Source organism: Azospirillum sp. BE72 (assembly GCF_031455875.1).
In the GTDB taxonomy this organism is placed as follows: Bacteria; Pseudomonadota; Alphaproteobacteria; order Azospirillales; family Azospirillaceae; genus Azospirillum.
The window spans coordinates 960798-976307 of record NZ_JAVDTO010000001.1; the positions used below are offsets into that span (position 1 = coordinate 960798).

The following is a 15510-nucleotide window of genomic DNA, read 5'->3' on the forward strand; positions in this document are numbered from 1 at the left end:
CGGACTCGTGTTGCGGGCGGCGCGTCCAGGCCCTATGGTCCGGCCATGGACCGCTCCGATATTGCCAAGAAATCCGATTCCGCCACAAATGGCGGTGAACGCATCGCCAAGCGACTGGCGCGCGCCGGCCTCTGCTCGCGCCGCGACGCCGAACGCTGGATCGCCGAGGGCCGCGTCGCGGTCAACAGCCGCGTGCTCGACAGCCCCGCCTGCGTGGTGCACCCCGGCGATGTCGTCCAGGTCGACGGCAAGGTCATTCCGGAGCCGGAACCCGCCCGCCTGTGGCGCTACCACAAGCCGTCGGGGCTGGTCACCACCGCCCGCGACGAGAAGGGGCGCGAGACCGTTTTCGACCGGCTGCCGGCCGACCTGCCGCGCGTGGTCTCCATCGGCCGTCTCGACCTGACGACCGAAGGCCTTCTTCTGCTGACCAACGACGGCGAGCTGGCCCGCTTCCTGGAACTGCCGGCCACCGGCTGGACCCGCCGCTACCGCGTGCGCGTCTTCGGCGAGGTCGACGAGAGGCAACTGGCGGCGCTGGAGAAGGGCCCGACCATCGAGGGCGTGAAGTACGGCCCGATCGAGGCCGTGCTCGACCGCGTCCAGGGCCGCAACGCTTGGCTGACCGTCAGCCTGAAGGAAGGCAAGAACCGCGAGATCCGCAAGGTGATGGAGTCGCTGGGGCTCCAGGTGAACCGGCTGATCCGCGTCGCCTATGGTCCCTTCCAGCTCGGCAAGCTGGAAGAGGGCGCTGTCGAGGAGGTGCCGAAGCGCGTCGTCCGCGAACAGATCGCCCCCTTCTTCGGCACCCCCGAAGGGGCGGAGACGACCGAGTCCGGCACCAAGCAGCGCGCCAAGGCGAGAGCCGACGCGGCGGTGAAGGCCGCTCCGGCGAAGACGACGTCAGGCGGCCGGCCGGCGGGCAAGGCCGAGGCCAGGGCGGATGCGAAGACGGACGCCAAGGCCGCCCCGAAGCGCGCGCCGCGGTCCGCCACCAAGCGGCACGAGGCCGAAGCCGCCCGCGTGGAAGAGACCAAGCCCGCCCGGCGTGGAACCGCGTCGCGCGGCACCCTGTCGCTCGGCGGAGCGGCGGCCAAACCCGGCCGTCCGGGCAAGCCCGAAGGCCGGGACGCCGCCAAGCCGGCCGGTGCTGCCGGTCCGCGGGGGGCGAAGCCCGGCGGGTTCAAGTCGGGTGCCGCGAAGACGGATGGCCCGCGTTCCGAGGGCGCCCGCTCCGAGAGCGCAAGGTCTCGGGATGCCAAGCCCAGGGATTCGAAGCCTAGGGATGACAAGCCGAGGGACAGCAAGTTTGCCGGTCCGAAATCGGCTGGCTCCAGGTCCGCGGGTCCGAAGGGCGCCGGTCCGGCGCCGAAGGGTGGGCCTAAGGCCGGCGGCGCCGGCGACAGGTCGGGCGGCGGTGCCGGCGGACGGACGGAGCGCCCGCGTGCGGATCGTCGGCGGTAAGCACCGCGGCCGCAGTCTGGTGGCGCCGGGCGGGCGTGACACCCGCCCCACCACCGACCGCACCCGGCAAGCCATCTTCAACATCCTGGCCCATGCCGACTGGGCGCCCGAGTTCGAGGGCGCCGCGGTCGTCGATGCCTTTTGCGGAACCGGTGCGCTGGGGCTGGAGGCCCTGTCGCGCGGGGCCGCCTGGTGCGGTTTCCTCGACATGGGCCGGCCGGCGCTGGACGCCGTGCGCGCCAACGTCGATGCCCTGCGCGAAACCGACAATGCGTGGATTCTGCGCGCCGACGCCACCAAGCCGCCGCCGGCCCCGCGGTCCTGCATGCTGGCCTTTCTCGATCCGCCCTATGGCCAGGATCTGGCGCCGCGGGCGCTGGACGGGTTGCTGAAGGCCGGCTGGCTCGCCGACGGCGCTCTCGCCGTGGTCGAGGTGGCCGACCGTGATCCCCTGCCTCTGCCCGATGGCTTCACCGCCGTCGATGAACGCCGCTACGGCGATACCCGCGTCGCTTTCCTGACGGTCCGCCGCCCGGCCTGATACCCGCCAGGGCGGGTTTTCCTTTCCCGCCCGGCCACCCGCCTCGCCTTCCCAAGCCCGAGTTTCATTTTTCGCGCCCGCGGACCATGGCCGGGTCGGGCGAACGCCGCACGTTCCAAGGCGGTCCCCGGCGTTTTTCCATCATGCGGAAAGCCCAAACGGACTGTTGAGTTCCAAAACAATCCGAGTAAAAGATTATGTGTCGCCGATGCGGTTCCTCTATGGAAACGGCGGCATCTATCTATCTCCTAAGACTGCACACCCTCGTTCGAGGGGGCCGTGCAGGTACCGGCACGGCTTCTTTTTACAGGATGTGCGTCGCACCGAGTGATCGGACACAAGAACCGATGTGGACCGGACATTCTGAGCGACACGAGGTGTAAGTTTTACTTGGTCAGTACGTGTGCATACGGCGTCGGACCGTCCGTCCGGGTCTTTCTGTCCCCGGTTTTGGCATACCAGATTACATATCTGGCATGCCAAAACCGGGACAATCGAACTCCGAGCGATTGTCGGCATCCGCGCCGAGTTCCGGAATGGAACCGTCAGCAAGAGCGGTCCGTCCGGGTCATTCCGCAATCGTGATTGGTGTGCCGGTCCCCGGGAGAGGGGCCGCGCCACCGGCTCAGGCAAGATCATTGGGAGGCACGATGGCTCATATGAATTCACAACCGGCGGCGGCACAGGCGCCGGTGTCCGATACGGTCCGCTGGATGCAGATCGTCGTCGGCATCGTTTGCATGGTGGCTGCGGCCAACATCCAGTACGCCTGGACGCTGTTCGTCCCGGAAATCCAGGCGACCCACGGCTGGACGCGCGCTTCGATCCAGACCGCCTTCACCATCTTCGTCGTCGTGCAGACCTGGCTGACGCCGATCGAGGGTTACTTCATCGACAAGTACGGCCCCCGCGTGATCGTCGGCGCCGGCGGCTTCTTCACCGGCCTGTCCTGGGTCATCGACAGCTATGCCGGCTCGCTCAGCATGCTGTATGTCGGCTCGGCCATCGGCGGCATCGGTGTCGGCTGCGTCTATGCCACCTGCGTCAACAACGCGCTGAAGTGGTTCCCGGAAAAGCGCGGTCTGGCGGTCGGCCTGACGGCGGGCGGCTATGGCGCCGGCTCGGCCCTCACCATCCTGCCGATTTCCGCGATGATCCACAGCAGCGGCTATCAGACCACCTTCTTCTGGTTCGGCCTGCTGCAGGGCGCGATCATCATCGCCGCCGCCTTCTTCCTGCGCATGCCGCAGAAGGAGCACGTCAAGGCCTCCACCAAGGTCGCCCAGACCCGCCGCGACTATACGCTGGGCGAAGCCATCCGCACCCCGGTGTTCTGGGTGATGTGGGCGATGTTCATCGGCACCGTCACCGGCGGCCTGATGGCAGTGGCCCAGCTGGGCGTCATCGCCCACGATCTGGGCGTGAAGGAAGCCCCGGTCAGCGTCCTGGGCATCACCATGGCGGCTCTGCCCTTCGCCCTGATGCTGGACCGCGTGATGAACGGCATCTCCCGTCCGCTGTTCGGCTTCATCTCGGATCACATCGGCCGTGAGGCGACCATGTTCGTCGCCTTCACCCTGGAAGGCCTGGGCATCATCATGCTCAGCAAGTTCGGCCACGACCCGATGATGTTCCTGATCCTCAGCGGCATGGTCTTCCTGGCCTGGGGTGAAGTGTACAGCCTGTTCAGCGCCACCTCGGCCGACACCTTCGGCACCAAGCATGCCGGCAAGATCTACGGCGTCCTGTACTGCGCCAAGGGTGTCGCCGCCCTGCTGGTCCCGCTGGGCAACCTGCTGATGGAAGCCACCGGCACCTGGGCGACCGTGCTGTACGTCACCGCCACCATGGACCTCACCGCCGCGGCCTGTGCGCTGCTGGTCCTCAAGCCGATGTTGGCCCGCCACCATGCCCGCAACGAAGAACTGGCACGCCGTGAGGAACAGGGCGAGGCAGCCCGCGGCGTCCCGGTCGGGGTGGCGACAGGTACCGCCAACGGCTGAAGAACCGACAGCCGAGAGCACAAGCGTAAGGGATCGGCCTGAGGGGTCGACTTAGGAGAAAAGACAGGCGACGGGCCGGGGACGCGACAAGCGGTCCCGGTCCGTCCGTCATTCGAGCCAGAAGGGACGATCCTCGCCCTTTTCAGTCCCGGGCTTCTTCTGGGGCGTCTGCTGGAAGCGGTCGGAGGTGAACAGGATGGTCTCCTCCTCGGTCTCTTCCTTCTCCGGCTCGATCACGGTGAAGCCGCCCCGGCCGCTGGCCATGTAGACGGCGTGGCCGATCATGCCGGTCAGCGCGAGGAACAGAAGGGCCTGGGTCTCGATCATGGCGGGGCATCCTTATCGTAAGGCAGGGGCCAAGGGAGGGGGTATCGACAGGGTCAACAGCGCATGACGCCGAAAAGCATCGGTCGCGGACGATGGGGTCCAACGGTCAAGCCAGGGCCATGCTGTAACGCAACATAAGCAAACTGGCATACCATCGCAAAAAGTTTTGCATGCCAGATACCGGTTGCCTGACCTGCAACTTTGCCGCAGTGCTACTGCCCCAAACGGTCAGTCCATTCAGCAACACCGCCCCGCAACCAAAGTGGCCTTGCCGCTGTTGCCCGCCTGTCGATCCCGCATCGGGACGGCGATCGCCACCGGCACGACGCGGGACGGAACGGCCATGATCGGGGACCTCTGGTACAAGAATGCGGTGATCTACAATTTGTCGCTGTCGACCTTCATGGACGCCAGCGGCGACGGCATCGGCGATTTCCAGGGGCTGCTGCGCCGGCTGGACTATCTGCACGGGCTGGGCGTGACCTGCATTTGGCTGGGGCCGTTCCAGACCTCGCCGATGAAGGACGACGGCTATGACGTCGCCGACTACTACACGGTCGATCCGCGATACGGCACGCTGGGCGATTTCGTGGAATTCACCCACGCCTGCGAGCAGCGCGGCATCCGGGTGATCATCGATCTGGTGATCAACCACACCTCCGACCAGCATCCCTGGTTCAAGGCGGCCCGCAGCGATCCGAACAGCAAATATCGCGACTGGTATGTCTGGTCGGACAAGAAACCGGACAATGCCCACACCGGCATGGTGTTTCCCGGCGTGCAGGAATCGACCTGGACCTACGACCGCGAAGCCAAGGCCTGGTACTTCCACCGCTTCTACAAATTCCAGCCCGACCTGAACACCGCCCACCCGGAGGTGCATGCCGAGCTGCTGAAGATCATGGGCTTCTGGATCCAACTGGGCGTCGCCGGCTTCCGCATGGACGCCGTTCCCTTCATCATCGCGGAGAAGGGCGCGGACGTGACCAAGCCTCGCGAACAGTTCGGCATGCTGCGCAGCTTCCGCGAGTTCGTGCAGTGGCGCCGCGGCGATGCCGTTCTGCTGGCGGAGGCCAACATCCTGCCGGAGGACGATCTGGAGTATTTCGGCAGCGATGGCGACCGGTGCCACATGGTGTTCAATTTCCAGGTCAACCAGAACCTGTTCTATGCGCTGGCCACCGCCGATACGGCCCCGTTGATCAAGGCGCTGAAGGTGACGAAGCCGCGCCCGGCCACCGCGCAATGGGGCTGCTTCCTGCGCAACCACGACGAACTGGATCTCGGCCGCCTGACTGATGAGCAGCGCCAGGCCGTCTTCGCCGCCTTCGGGCCGGACAAATGCATGCAGCTTTACGACCGCGGCATCCGGCGGCGGCTGGCGCCGATGCTGCACGACGACCGGCGGCGGATCGAACTGGCCTACAGCTTGATGTTCACCCTGCCGGGAACGCCGGTCATCCGCTATGGCGACGAGATCGGCATGGGCGACGACCTGTCGCTGCCGGAGCGCAACTGCGCCCGCACGCCGATGCAATGGTCGGACGAACCGCATGGCGGCTTCACCAAGTCGGACGAGCCGGAAATCCCGGTGATCAGCGGCGGGGTCTTCGGTTATGAGCGGGTCAACGCCGCGGTGCAGCGCCGCGACCCGGAATCGATGCTGAACTGGACCGAGCGCATCATCCGCATGCGCAAGGAATGCCCCGAGATCGGATGGGGCGACTTCCAGATCCTGAAGACCGGCCGGCCGGAGGTGCTGGCGTTGCGCTATGACTGGCGCAACAACGGCCTGGTCGTCCTGCACAACCTGTCGGACAAGCCCTGCGAGATCGTGCTGGACGTGGAGGGCCACGGCGAGACCTGCCGGCTGGTCAACCTGCTGTCGGAGGAGCACAGCGAACCCGACGGCGAGGGCCGCCACCATCTGGTTCTGGAGGCCTACGGCTATCGCTGGTTCCGCGTCGGCGGGCTGGATTACCTGCTGCGCCGGACGGAAGCGGAGGAAAAGCCCGAAAAGTGACGGGCGCCGGAGCCGGGTGACAGGAGTTCAGGCGACCGGAATTCATGCAACGTCGAGCCGGGCCGGGGCGTCTCCCTCGTCCCGGTCATAGGCGGCGCGCGACTCCAGCACCTGGGCGATGTGGGTCTCGGCCCACACCCGCAGAGGCACCAACGTTTCGGCCAGCGTGGCGCCCAGCGGGGTGATGGCGTATTCAACGGTGACCGGCACGGTGGCGAACACCTTGCGGCTGACCAGCCCGTCGCGCTCCAGGCTTTTCAGGGTCTGCGACAGCATCTTCTGCGAGATGCCCTCGATCTCCCGGCGCAGCTGGTTGAAGCGCATCGGTCCGCCTTCCAGCAATCCCAGGATCAGCACCGTCCATTTGTCGGCGATGCGGTCCAGCGCCTGCCGCGTCGGGCAGCCGGAGGCATAGGCGTCCGGCAGCTGATCCACCTCCGACGGCCGTTTGCCGCCCAGCCCCAGCAAGGTCCTGTCCATCCTCATCCACTCCCAAGCGAGCCACCCGGCGGTTACATACGGGTGACCATGTCACGAAAAGGTGCCTTCTTTACACCAGATTTCCAAACCGGCATCAAGTCACCATTGGAAACCTAGTCAGAGGACACCTGCCATGAACATCGCCATCATCGGCGCCGCCGGCCGCGCGGGCAGCCGCATCCAGGCCGAGCTGCTCAGCCGCGGCCACAGCGTAACCGCCATCGTCCGCGATCCGTCCAAGGTCGCCGCCGCCCCCGGCCTGACGGTGAAGACTGGCGACGCCAACGACGCCGAGTCCCTGGCTCCGCTGCTGGCCGGCCATGACGCGGTGGTCAGCGCCGTGATGTTCCTGATGGGCGATGCCGACAGCCTGATCGGTGCGGTGAAGGCGTCGGGCGTGCCGCGCTATCTTGTGGTCGGCGGCGCCGGCAGCCTGGAAGTGGCGCCGGGCGTGCGCGTGCTCGACCTGCCGGAATTCCCCGAAGCCTACAAGGCCGAGGCCACCAAGGGCGCCGAGTTCCTCGACCGCCTGAAGGCCGAGCCGGATCTGAACTGGACCTTCCTGTCGCCGTCCGCCGAATTCGTGCTGGGCGAGCGCACGGGCAAGTTCCGGCTGGCCGACGACACGCTGCTGGCGGATGCGAACGGCCGCAGCTGGATCAGCTATGAGGACTTCGCCGTGGCGCTGGCCGACGAGATCGAGACGCCGAAGCACGAGCGCAAGCGGTTCACGGTCGGGTACTGAGGAGGAGCGTCAGAGGCGTAGCGACAGCAGGAGCGCCAGTTTGGCAAGTCCCTGCCGTCGCTCCGCTTTAATAAGCGGCAGGCTATGTATGATATCGAAAGGGATTGGGCATTCAGATTTCCTCCTGCATCTCCTCTTCCTTTTGCTGGTTTATCATTCCGTCAGCAGATGGTACGAGAGTCGCAATGTGTCGGCTAAGGATCATTCTCCTGCTTCTCTTGAAGGCTTCGATGTTATTAGATAAGAGAGCATCCAGACAATGCTCATCCATCAAATGTGAGCGTAGGATATCTAACAATCCATCTCTGCCATGCACCGTTTCAAGCGCACCAAAATACTTGGAAGGATGTTGATTCGATTTTTCTGAGTTTGAGGTGATAAGTGTGCGATTCAGAATTGAGTTATCATTAAACCCAGCTCGTGGAAAAATATGATCGTCTTGAAGTTTTGCCAAATCATGAGTGGCCTGCTTTCCACTTTTGAAATCTGATGCGCCATTAAGTAAAATCTGGCATAGAATGCCTCTATAAGTAGCGCTAGACTTTGACGTTACGAAAAGATCAACCGATTGCGGGTTAAAGTTCCTGATAAATTCTGGCGCAGGAGATTTCTCAAGAAGCCAGTCTCGCATGCGTGTGCAATCGCTGAATGTCGTGGAGTTAACAGCTTCATTGTATCGGTTTCCAAAAACTGACGCCCAATACCATTCAGACACTTTCGCATAGTCAGGAGCCGTCCCTCTGGTACTGTTTTCTACGTGCCAAAGAATTACTGCTAATGGAATGAGTATGGTCTTGAATGGAGCGAATCTTTTAAAATCAGCGGCCCCAAATCCCCCCGATATTGATGTCATCATTCTGTAAGCTTGGTCGAGGCAACCGCAAGCTTTTTTCCAATCTTCTGAAAAAGTGTTGGAGCTAAGGTGTAGTATATTTGATTTGGTTATTTCTTTTCCTTGCATGAGGCATATAGTTCTCAAAATGAACTCCGAAGGTATGCCAACATCGTCCTGCGCAAATTGGTAAGACTCTTGCGCAGAGTCCACAAGATCTCTAAGTTTTATATCCTTGCGGACCAGACGTGCTGTTAGTAGATCCGTAATATTTAGCGGCATACCGGTCCTGTTTATTCGTTCAAATATCTCAACAACGGTGTCTATTGGTGTTCCTCGCTTAAGCTCTACCATCTGAATTTTAAATTGATTGAATCCATTCACTATATTGAAAATATCCGGGAACTTGTCTGTCCATTTATTCTTACTGAGGCGTGCTATCAGCGCTGAGGCATCAACGAATTCACGAAAGTGGATATAGTCTTCTCCGGAGTATCGTGCAGCGTCACGCTTATTAGTAACTGCATATCCAATAACAGCGTCGTCCCATTTCTTAAGAAGTGCATCCGGAATGTGAAGAACAAAACGATAAGGGCTCTTTCGTCCAAAGAGCGGCAGGCTAGGCTCGTAAAGTGCGTAAAAAATAGCAGAGCACCGCTGTTGGCCATCGAGTAGTAACTTAATTATTGACTTGGCTTCTACGGTAGGAAATCGACTTTCCACCCCATATATCAGACGAGTTGCAAAATCTGTCGTCTCAACTAAATCATCCATATATAGCATTGTTCCGACATAGTAGTCCGCCAGTGCGGATATCAAAAGATCTTTAATGTCCTCTACTTTCCAGACGAAATCTCGTTGGAAATCTGGCAAAACAACGCGACCGTTAACAACATCATCCATTAAGCTGGAAATTGACGGGCTCTGAATATCCAATTTCGTCTCCTTACGGGATTAGTATAAGGGTCTTCCTTCGCAAGCGCGAGCGACGCAGCACGCCACAAATCACTTTTCAGCGTTAGCCTCACTATAACGCGACACTAAACGGGAGGCTATGCGAAAGGGGGTATGGGGCGACTTCAAATTCAATTGAATAGAATGCACTTTAGGTCTTGCTTTTTAAATAATTGCGCTATGTGGTTGAGTACATCCTTCCAATAGGCTGAAGTTGTCTCAGGGATCTGAAAATTATCTCGAAGTAAAAAGATTTGCAATCATGTGCTATACTCATATATTTCACCTCCGCCCAAAAAGCCGCTCAATATCCGCCAGCTTCAGCTCCACATAAGTCGGCCGCCCGTGGTTGCACTGGCCGCTGTGCGGGGTCGCTTCCATCTGGCGCAGCAGCGCGTTCATCTCGTCGACGCTCAGCGTGCGGCCGGCGCGGACGGAGCCGTGGCAGGCCATCGTCGCGCAGACCTCCTCCAGCCGCTCCTTCAGCGACAGGGCGTCGCCCAGCTCAGACAGTTCCTCGGCAAGGTCGCGGATCAGGTTCTTCACGTCGGACTGGCCGAGCAAGGCCGGCACTTCGCGCACCATCACGCAGCCGTGGCCGAAGCCCTCGATCACCAGACCCAGTTCGGCCAGCTCGGCGCTGCGGGCCAGCAGGCGGTTGGCGGAGGGTTCGTCCAACTCGATCAGTTCGGGGATCAGCAGGGCCTGGCGCTTCACGCCGCCTTCCAGCAGTGCGGCCTTCATCCGTTCGTAGACCAGCCGTTCATGGGCGGCGTGCTGGTCGACGATGACGATGCCCTCGCGGGTCTGCGCCACGATGTAGGTGGTGTGGACCTGCGCCCTCGCCGCGCCCAGCGGGTGGCTGTCGAGCGGCGGCTCGGGCTTGTGGGCGGACGGGTCGGGGGCGCGGTATTCCGGCGGGCGGGCCGAGGGGGCGAAGCCGTTGCCGAAGCCGCTGAGACGCCCCTGCAGCGGCGGCAATCCCGTCTGGGTCGGCGCCTGGAAGGCGGCGGAGCGCTCCGCCAGACCGCGGGGCACGGCGGTCGGCGTGTAGGAACCGCCCCAACTGCCGCTTGAGCCGCCGCCGGAACGTCCGTAGGGCAGGGGGGAGGGGGTGAAGCCGCTGTCCGCCGGCGCGTCGCCGGACGGCTCCGGCCGCAGGGCGCCCAGCGTGGCGAGGCCGACGGTGGTGGAGGCGCGGTGGCCGGCCTCGGCCAGCGCGTGCTTCAGCGATCCGACGATCAGGCCGCGCACCAGCCCCTGGTCGCGGAATCGCACCTCGGCCTTGGCCGGGTGGACGTTCACGTCGACCTCCTGCGGGTCGATGTCGAGGAACAGGGCCAGCATCGGGTGGCGGTCGCGCGGCAGGAAATCGGCATAGGCGGCGCGCACGGCACCCACCATCAGCTTGTCGCGCACCGGGCGGCCGTTGACGAACAGGTGCTGGTGCTTGGCGGTCGGGCGGTGCAGGGTCGGCAGGCCGATCCAGCCGGCCAGCGTCACGCCCTCGCGCGCCGCCGTCACCGGCACGGCGTTCTCCTGGAAATCGCGGCCCATCAGCGCGCCCAGCCGGGTCAGCCGGGCGTCCAGCAGGTCGCCCTGCGCCGCACTCAGCCGCAGGCCGCCGCGTCCGCCGTCGCTGAGCGTGAAGGCGACGCCGGGATGGGCCATAGCCAGCCGTTCCAGGCAATCGGCGATGTGGTCGTATTCGGTGCGGGAGGCCTTGAGGAACTTCAGCCGGGCCGGCACTGCGGCGAACAGGTCGCGCACCTCGATCCGCGTGCCCTGGGCCAGCGCCGCCGGCTGCGGCGCCCCCTTGGCGCCGGCATCGACGGTCAGGCTCCAGGCGCTGTCGGCGCCGCGGGCGCGGCTGGTGATGGTCAGGCAGCTGACGGCGCCGATGGACGGCAGCGCCTCCCCCCGAAAGCCGAGGGAGCGGATGTCGAGCAGGTCGTCGCCCGGCAGCTTGGAGGTGGCGTGGCGTTCGACCGCCAGGACCAGTTCGTCCGGGGTCATGCCGCAGCCGTCGTCGGTGACGGCGATCAGCGACTTGCCGCCGTCGCGCGCCACCACGTCGATGCGGGTGGCGCCGGCGTCGATGGCGTTCTCCACCAACTCCTTGACGGCGGCGGCGGGTCGTTCGACCACCTCGCCGGCGGCGATGCGGTTGACGAGCGTTTCAGGGAGAAGACGGATCGGCATGCCCATAGATATAGTGGCAGCCGGCGCCCGGCACCACCATCTTCGGGCATATTCGCGCGCTTACAGGCCCTTCAGGGCCTTCATGTACTCGATCAGCTTGCGTTCGTAGAAGGGCTGGGGCGACTGGAAGCGGGCGACAAGGCCGGCCTCCTCCGTCAGCTTCACCACCATGCCGATGCAGGACACGTCCACCGGATCGCCGCCAAGGTCGAATTGCAGGCGGAAATCGAACTTCTGCTTGGCGATCAGGTCGCCGTCATAGGGGCGGATGCGGAAGGAGCCGAGGACGAATTCCTCCGGCACGTAGTCGTGGTGATCGATGACGATCGTCGGCGGGGCGGACGGACGCTCCTTCTGCGGCCCAGCGCTGGATTTCGCGTCGCCGGACGCCTTGTTGCCCCCGGAAAAGATCGACAGCCAAGACATGAAGAGCGATGTCCCCTCGTTCCGGAAGCCTGAAACCACGCCGACATATTCCGACAGTTTTGGGGGCATATCCTTTAGTAACGGTTAATGGCCTAAGCATCGGTTACGGCGCCGTAACTTTGTCGCCGCCAAGACGACCGTACTGCAATGGAACGCCGGAACGGTAGGGGGCGTCCTGCCGGGACAGCCGCCCCCGGCCGATCACCGGACCGTCAGATCCGGCCCAGCATGCGGCGGCGGTCGGCGTCGTCGGCCGGCACGATCTCGGTCCCGACCGGCCAGAGCGCCAGCAGGGCCAGCTTCAGATGCGCCCAGGCGAAGGGCAGGCCGATGATGGTGATGGCAAGACCCACCGCGGCGATCAGATGGCCGGCGGCCAGCCACCAGCCGGCCAGCACGAACCACACCACGTTGCCGATGAAGCCCAGGGCGCCGGTGCCCATGTCCTCGCGCCCGCGGAACTCATCCCGGCGTACGGCGGTTTGTCCAAAGGGAAGCAAGGTGTAATAGGCGATGGTCAGGGCGGACCGGGCCCAGGGCAGGCCGATGATGGACAGAGCCATCAGGACCGCGGCCAGGAGCCAGCCGAGCGCCATCCAGATGCCGCCCGTGATCAACCACAGCGCATTGAGGAGAAGACTGAGCAGAGGCATGACACGAACCCTCCCTTTCGCCGCAGATGTGGGGACGGTCCCGGCCGTGGACCAGAGGGGCGGCTTTCGATTGCGGGACCAGCCGCAACGATGGGGCACCCCGTCCGGCGGCGCGAAAGAGGGGGAGGTTCAAGCAATCCATGCCTTGAACCGGATCCGCAGGGTCCACAGATCCGGTAGAGGCATCATGACGACGCGTCCGGACGGGTCCTCCGCCGACAGCACCGCCGGCGGGCCGCCCGTTTCCGGACCATACGGATCGGAGGCCGCATGAACGAGGCTTTGAATACCGACCCCGGCGCCGATGCGCCGAACATGCCGCGCGAGGGCGAGTCGCTGTCGCCGGTGGTCGCCGCCATCCTCGGCACCGCCGTCGCGGCGGCAGCCAAGCGCGGCAGCGGCGGCGACGTCGTCCGCGGGCTGATCGCCGGCCTGCGCGTCCTGCGCGCCACCGTCGAGGAAGAGGCCGGCTACACCATGGCCGCCGCGGTCGACAACGCCATCCGCACCCGCCTGCTGGCCGACAACCTGTCGCGCCTGCGCGTCAGCGGGGAAAAGCCGAAGGCCATCCCGCTGCCCGATCCCGGGCCGGGCACCAGTGCCGCCGCCGCCATCTTCGAAAGCGCGGCCGAGTCCTGCCTGACCGTCAACGCCCACGCCGAGGACAACGGGCCGCTGGAACATGCCGTCTTCGCCTTCACCGCGCAGTTGCTGCAACAGCTGGGTGGAGCACCGGAATGGCGGAGCCTGGCCGGCGAGCTGCGCCGCCCGATGGCGGTGGCGCCGGACGGCGAGGAGATGGAGGTGACGCTGCATTGAGCGGCGTTCGATGGCACCGGCCAAAAGGCAGCACCGGCAAGTAATGGAATTTGGTTTGTTTTTGAGCCGTTTCGGCGGCGGCTGAAACCTTTTGCGGGCAGGGCGGGTTTCGGGGCCGCGTTAAGGGTTTTGCCCGATTTATCGTACGGGACGACTTGCGTTCGGCTTCGTTAGGGTTGGCTTCGGCGGTGGGAACGTCCCATCGCGGAACGCCAGCACCGGGGAACCCGAACGTGTTCTTTCACACCCATCCCTCCACCGTCCGCACCGGACGGGCAGAGTCCGTCCGCTTCGCGGTGACCGGCACGGCGTCGGACCGGATGGATGCCGGCATCGGTGTCGGCACGGCCGGCGACCGCACGGCGGACCGGGCGGGCGATCCGTTGGGCCGGCGAGTGATCTTCCTTCATCCCGGTAAGGGTGCCTGGTGGCGCCTGCTCGACCACGTCCCGTCGGGCCAGGAATGGCTGACCTTGCCAGCCTCCGCCTCGGCACGGCTGTCGTCGATGCTGGTGGAACGCGGCGGCCGGCGGCCGGTGCTGGTGGCGAGTGCGGTGACGGCGCCGCTCGCCATCGTGGCGGCGCTGGATTTTCCCGATCAGGTCGGCGGCGTGATGATCGTCGACGATGTCGGGGCCGATTCGCCGCTGCGGCGGCGCTGGAACGCCCTGTCCGCCTGTTTCGGCCGGCCGCGGCCCGTGGACCTGACCGACCGCCTTGGCGAGTTGGAGGCGGAACTGCCGGCGGTGCGGGTGCCGGTGACCCTGATGCAGGGAAGCGAACCGGCGGAGCTGTTCGCCCGGCTGGAAAGCCGGCTGACCGGCTGCCGGACGCTGACCGTCGTCGCGGTGCCCGATGCCGCCGCCGTCCGCCCGCGCACCCATGCCGCCGAATTGCGCGGTGCTTTGCTGGCCCTGGTCTCCGCGGTGGAGCGGGCGCAGCGGTAGGGACCGCGCAAGTCGCGATGCGCTTGATGAACGTCTTTCACCCGTCAGCCCCGCCAAGGTGGAAATCCAGCCGACTCAGCAATTGAACTGCGGAGTTTCCTGGATCCCCGCCTTCGCGGGGATGACCGTGGAAGAGTAACGCTTAAGGGTTTAAAGGCTCTGCGCCGTCAGTGCGGCCTGCGTGCGGTTGCGCACGCCCAGATGCCGCAGGATGGCGGTGACATGGACCTTCACCGTGCCTTCCGTCAGCCCCAGCTCATGGGCGATCTGCTTGTTGGACTTGCCGTCGCGCAGACGGGCCAGAACGTCGCGCTGGCGCGGTGTCAGCTGGTCGCCGCCGCTGCCGTTGCCCAGCGCCGCGGATTCGTCCGTCTGGTCGCCGGCAGCGCCGCCGCCGTAGCCGCCCTGCATCTGGTCGACGCGGTCGCCGCCGCGGATCGCCTGTTCGGGAAGATAGATGCCGCCGGCAAGCACCAGTTGCAGCGCGCCCAGCAGCACCTTGGCGCTGGAGGATTTCGGGATGTAGCCGGCCGCACCGTTCTCCAGCGCGGCCAGAAGGTCGGAACGCTTCTCCGATCCCGATACCACCACCAGCAGGGCCTTTGGCAGGCTGACATGGATGTCGCCCAGCGCCGAGAATCCGGTCCAGCCCGGCATCCCGAGATCGAGCAGGATCAGGTCGAAGGGTCTCGTCCCGTCGCAGAGCGCCCGCACCTCGTCATAGGTGCTGGCCTCGAAAAAGGTCATGTCGGCGTCGAATTGCGCCAGCAGGCGGCGCAGACCGTCTCGGAACAACAGGTGATCGTCGGCGATCAGCACGTTCATCGCGGGCATTTCCAGGAAGGTTGCGGCGATGGCACACCGGGATGGCGTCATCGGCCCGGACGTTCACATAGGCACGGTCATTCTGACGCTGTAGTTCGCTTTTCGTCTTAGACCGCTTCCTCTATGCCCGCGCCTTTCGCGACCGGAACGGGAGCGTCGATCGCCGCACGACACCGGAATCGGAAACGGCGCCGCGCCGCCCCGCCGACCGCCGGCCCCGGATGGAAGGGGCGGGCGGCCAGGACGGATAGCGGGCGAGACCTTGCGAA

General features: G+C 64.6%; 14 protein-coding genes. 7 read left to right on the plus strand and 7 right to left on the minus strand.

Going from position 1 to position 15510, the window contains the following annotated elements; translation table 11 throughout:
- The first annotated feature begins 45 nt into the window (after positions 1 to 45).
- From J2Y49_RS04710 to oxlT, 3 genes are all read left to right on the plus strand, one after another.
- Entirely contained in the window at positions 46 to 1464 is a 1419-nt protein-coding gene (locus J2Y49_RS04710) for a pseudouridine synthase (RefSeq protein ID WP_310112792.1), read from the plus strand.
- The gene (rsmD, locus tag J2Y49_RS04715; protein WP_310112794.1) at positions 1445 to 2005 is read left to right on the plus strand and encodes a 16S rRNA (guanine(966)-N(2))-methyltransferase RsmD; all 561 of its coding nucleotides are present in this window, start codon (positions 1445 to 1447) and stop codon (positions 2003 to 2005) included. Before J2Y49_RS04710 ends, rsmD begins: the two co-directional genes overlap by 20 nt.
- A 659-nt stretch (positions 2006 to 2664) precedes the next feature.
- Positions 2665 to 4008, plus strand: a complete 1344-nt coding sequence (gene oxlT / locus J2Y49_RS04720) for an oxalate/formate MFS antiporter (RefSeq protein WP_310112795.1) — start codon at positions 2665 to 2667, stop codon at positions 4006 to 4008.
- A gap of 108 nt (positions 4009 to 4116) precedes the next feature.
- On the opposite strand, the gene J2Y49_RS04725 is transcribed toward oxlT, so the two are convergent.
- Positions 4117 to 4335, minus strand: a complete 219-nt coding sequence (locus J2Y49_RS04725; RefSeq protein WP_014248193.1) for a hypothetical protein — start codon at positions 4333 to 4335, stop codon at positions 4117 to 4119.
- A 343-nt stretch (positions 4336 to 4678) separates the two neighbouring features.
- On the opposite strand from J2Y49_RS04725, the gene J2Y49_RS04730 reads away from it, so the two are divergent.
- On the plus strand, positions 4679 to 6358 hold the full coding sequence (locus J2Y49_RS04730; protein WP_310112796.1) for an alpha-amylase family protein: 1680 nt from the start codon (positions 4679 to 4681) through the stop codon (positions 6356 to 6358).
- Positions 6359 to 6400: 42 nt separating this feature from the next.
- On the opposite strand, the gene J2Y49_RS04735 is transcribed toward J2Y49_RS04730, so the two are convergent.
- The gene (locus tag J2Y49_RS04735; RefSeq protein WP_310112797.1) at positions 6401 to 6838 is read right to left on the minus strand and encodes a helix-turn-helix domain-containing protein; all 438 of its coding nucleotides are present in this window, start codon (positions 6836 to 6838) and stop codon (positions 6401 to 6403) included.
- Positions 6839 to 6971: 133 nt separating this feature from the next.
- Between J2Y49_RS04735 and J2Y49_RS04740 the strand changes: the two genes are divergently transcribed.
- Positions 6972 to 7583 (plus strand): NAD(P)-dependent oxidoreductase, encoded by a 612-nt coding sequence (locus J2Y49_RS04740; protein ID WP_310112798.1) that lies wholly within the window; start codon positions 6972 to 6974, stop codon positions 7581 to 7583.
- A gap of 112 nt (positions 7584 to 7695) precedes the next feature.
- Here the strand turns inward: J2Y49_RS04740 and J2Y49_RS04745 are convergent, their stop codons facing one another.
- From J2Y49_RS04745 to J2Y49_RS04760, 4 genes are all read right to left on the minus strand, one after another.
- The gene (locus J2Y49_RS04745) at positions 7696 to 9351 is read right to left on the minus strand and encodes a DUF262 domain-containing protein (RefSeq protein WP_310112799.1); all 1656 of its coding nucleotides are present in this window, start codon (positions 9349 to 9351) and stop codon (positions 7696 to 7698) included.
- Positions 9352 to 9651: 300 nt separating this feature from the next.
- Entirely contained in the window at positions 9652 to 11571 is a 1920-nt protein-coding gene (gene mutL, locus J2Y49_RS04750; RefSeq protein WP_310112801.1) for a DNA mismatch repair endonuclease MutL, read from the minus strand.
- Between the two features lie 60 nt (positions 11572 to 11631).
- Positions 11632 to 11997 carry a hypothetical protein gene (locus tag J2Y49_RS04755; protein ID WP_310112803.1) on the minus strand — a complete coding sequence of 122 codons (366 nt, stop codon included), beginning with the start codon at positions 11995 to 11997 and terminating at the stop codon, positions 11632 to 11634.
- Positions 11998 to 12209: 212 nt separating this feature from the next.
- Positions 12210 to 12650, minus strand: a complete 441-nt coding sequence (locus J2Y49_RS04760) for a YccF domain-containing protein (protein WP_310112804.1) — start codon at positions 12648 to 12650, stop codon at positions 12210 to 12212.
- A gap of 270 nt (positions 12651 to 12920) precedes the next feature.
- Between J2Y49_RS04760 and J2Y49_RS04765 the strand changes: the two genes are divergently transcribed.
- Entirely contained in the window at positions 12921 to 13469 is a 549-nt protein-coding gene (locus tag J2Y49_RS04765; RefSeq protein ID WP_310112805.1) for a hypothetical protein, read from the plus strand.
- Between the two features lie 233 nt (positions 13470 to 13702).
- On the plus strand, positions 13703 to 14416 hold the full coding sequence (locus J2Y49_RS04770; protein WP_310112807.1) for an alpha/beta hydrolase: 714 nt from the start codon (positions 13703 to 13705) through the stop codon (positions 14414 to 14416).
- A 150-nt stretch (positions 14417 to 14566) separates the two neighbouring features.
- Here J2Y49_RS04770 and J2Y49_RS04775 read toward each other — a convergent pair whose 3' ends face one another.
- Positions 14567 to 15241 (minus strand): response regulator transcription factor, encoded by a 675-nt coding sequence (locus tag J2Y49_RS04775; protein WP_310112809.1) that lies wholly within the window; start codon positions 15239 to 15241, stop codon positions 14567 to 14569.
- Positions 15242 to 15510 lie beyond the last annotated feature (269 nt).

Bases quoted from the DNA above. Each gene is read 5' to 3' on its own strand.
- mutL (WP_310112801.1), bottom strand. From the start codon at position 11,571: ATGCCGATCCGTCTTCTCCCTGAAACGCTCGTCAACCGCATCGCCGCC.
- J2Y49_RS04760 (WP_310112804.1), bottom strand. From the start codon at position 12,650: ATGCCTCTGCTCAGTCTTCTCCTCAATGCGCTGTGGTTGATCACGGGC.
- oxlT (WP_310112795.1), top strand. From the start codon at position 2,665: ATGAATTCACAACCGGCGGCGGCACAGGCGCCGGTGTCCGATACGGTC.
- J2Y49_RS04765 (WP_310112805.1), top strand. From the start codon at position 12,921: ATGAACGAGGCTTTGAATACCGACCCCGGCGCCGATGCGCCGAACATG.
- J2Y49_RS04730 (WP_310112796.1), top strand. From the start codon at position 4,679: ATGATCGGGGACCTCTGGTACAAGAATGCGGTGATCTACAATTTGTCG.
- J2Y49_RS04710 (WP_310112792.1), top strand. From the start codon at position 46: ATGGACCGCTCCGATATTGCCAAGAAATCCGATTCCGCCACAAATGGC.
- J2Y49_RS04725 (WP_014248193.1), bottom strand. From the start codon at position 4,335: ATGATCGAGACCCAGGCCCTTCTGTTCCTCGCGCTGACCGGCATGATC.
- J2Y49_RS04735 (WP_310112797.1), bottom strand. From the start codon at position 6,838: ATGGACAGGACCTTGCTGGGGCTGGGCGGCAAACGGCCGTCGGAGGTG.
- J2Y49_RS04775 (WP_310112809.1), bottom strand. From the start codon at position 15,241: ATGAACGTGCTGATCGCCGACGATCACCTGTTGTTCCGAGACGGTCTG.
- J2Y49_RS04755 (WP_310112803.1), bottom strand. From the start codon at position 11,997: ATGTCTTGGCTGTCGATCTTTTCCGGGGGCAACAAGGCGTCCGGCGAC.
- J2Y49_RS04740 (WP_310112798.1), top strand. From the start codon at position 6,972: ATGAACATCGCCATCATCGGCGCCGCCGGCCGCGCGGGCAGCCGCATC.